At 33.0% G+C, this 1741-nt stretch carries 3 protein-coding genes; all 3 read left to right on the top strand.

Annotated features, from left to right (window positions below; translation table 11 throughout):
• Positions 1 to 343: 343 nt before the first annotated feature.
• Positions 344 to 718 carry a hypothetical protein gene (locus GQR47_RS20175; protein WP_165722318.1) on the top strand — a complete coding sequence of 125 codons (375 nt, stop codon included), beginning with the start codon at positions 344 to 346 and terminating at the stop codon, positions 716 to 718.
• A 107-nt stretch (positions 719 to 825) separates the two neighbouring features.
• A complete protein-coding gene (locus GQR47_RS20170; RefSeq protein ID WP_165722316.1) occupies positions 826 to 1173 on the top strand; it encodes a hypothetical protein in 348 nt (115 codons plus the stop codon).
• A 75-nt stretch (positions 1174 to 1248) separates the two neighbouring features.
• Positions 1249 to 1656, top strand: a complete 408-nt coding sequence (locus tag GQR47_RS20165) for a hypothetical protein (RefSeq protein ID WP_165724401.1) — start codon at positions 1249 to 1251, stop codon at positions 1654 to 1656.
• Positions 1657 to 1741 lie beyond the last annotated feature (85 nt).

Raw genomic sequence — 1741 nt, 5'->3', positions numbered from 1 at the left:
GAAACAGACTACTATGATAATTTAAACGAGTCAGGTAAAGTGGCCTGACTTAAACAAACTGGTCTCCGATGAACTCGGGGCGATTCAAAGGGATGTTAGATTTTATAATACTTCTTTATTTCTACGAGAGTAAAATTTAGTTAAACTTGACTGTTGTCGGCTAAATTGTAAATTGGCTGAAATTTTTCCTCAAGTCAAATAAGCAGCCTACTTAAAGAATAATATTTATAGATGGTAATAACTTAGGCTATTTGCTATTAATAGATGTAAATAAAATAAGGAGATTTCATTTAAAAGTATTGAAATGCTCCCTGACAAAGTGTTACGAGCATAAGGCAGTTTTGTGGAAAAAGTCACTACATTAGAAGTTGAAAAAGATTTACCAAAAAGTATTGAACAGCTAAATGTTCGTATGAAACATATAGAAACTATTGCAGAAACAATAGAGATGGTCGCAGAAAAAGGCTTTGCTACCGCTGAAAAATATTTTGATAATAAAGCAGAACAGGAAAAGCTAGATTCTGAATTAAGCGATGCTCAACATAAAAGGTCTGTATCTATTCTGTTAGTTGTCATCCTTTTAGTTTTCGTGCTTACAATGGCTGCAATGGTATTAAAACAATTCGATCTTGTTAAAATAATATTGGGCTCTACATTAGCTGTTGGCGGAGGCGCTGGTATTACTACTTTATTAAAAAAGAATCCAAGTTCTAAGTAATTTAATAATAGTTTAAGATTACAATTGTTTGCTTTGGAACTTCGTCTAAACTCCATTTAACAAGTGATGAGCTGATTTGAAAGTTAAAAATTTTGAAGGAAAAAGTAATGGATTTTGTTAGCAGCGCTATTATTGGTGGCGCATTATATGATTTAGTGTCTTCCTCTGTAAAACTAACAGCGAGCTATATTAAAGCTGCCTTAGATAATATTGTCTATATAGAAGACAAGGTGGCTAGTGTTTTAGCTGAGGAGTTATCCAAAGAACAATATAGAAATCTAGAATCTGAAGCCGAACTAATTACGCAAATAGATTCCTCTAGACTCCTTCAAGAATTAATCATTCAACTAAATGAAAAGTCAGGGACCGTTATTAACATTACAGCTAATGGAAGTGGTGATGCTTTTTATGGTGACAAAGTGATAGGCAGTAAGACTATTTATCATAATAAGTAAACAAGATCATTTTCCTCCTTGCTTACGAGAATATTCGCTCTCGAATAAAAAGTTTAATGCCTCTTAAGAGATATAATGGAAACGTACAACATAACAAGTAATAGTTCAGGTGATGCTTTTGGTGGCAATAAGATCATTAGTGCAGATGTTTTTATAGAAACACTTAAACTAGAAATTAACGACAACGTATCACTGAGTTCAATAAGTCATCCTTTATTAGAAGCCCTTGAAGACTTTCGGAAAAACAACATAACTACCGGAATTCAAAAACTTAATACATTAAATTTAATGAAGAGCTTAGACAGAGAAGCAAGTCTAGCAATTGCATCGCTTAGAATATTAATGAGTGACGATTTACTAAAGGAAGATGAGGATTTAGTTTCAAAATACTCGCCTACACAAGATTACTCTCAATTTGCTAAAGAGCTTACTAATGCATCGATATTAAAGCTAATAGAAATACGTAAAGGTAAGGATAACTGAATCGCCCCGTGTTTGCCAGAGACTCAATAACTTGAGAAACTGGAACTATGAAAAAATCAAATCGCTATACATCAGAATTTCGTGA

Origin of the sequence: Pseudoalteromonas sp. Z1A2 (assembly GCF_011378755.1) — a bacterium.
Taxonomy (GTDB): Bacteria; Pseudomonadota; Gammaproteobacteria; order Enterobacterales; family Alteromonadaceae; genus Pseudoalteromonas; species Pseudoalteromonas distincta.
The sequence above is the reverse complement of the archived record's forward strand: the minus strand, read 5'-3'. Positions and strand labels throughout refer to the sequence as shown.

Bases quoted from the DNA above. Each gene is read 5' to 3' on its own strand.
- GQR47_RS20170 (WP_165722316.1), top strand. From the start codon at position 826: ATGGATTTTGTTAGCAGCGCTATTATTGGTGGCGCATTATATGATTTA.
- GQR47_RS20165 (WP_165724401.1), top strand. From the start codon at position 1,249: ATGGAAACGTACAACATAACAAGTAATAGTTCAGGTGATGCTTTTGGT.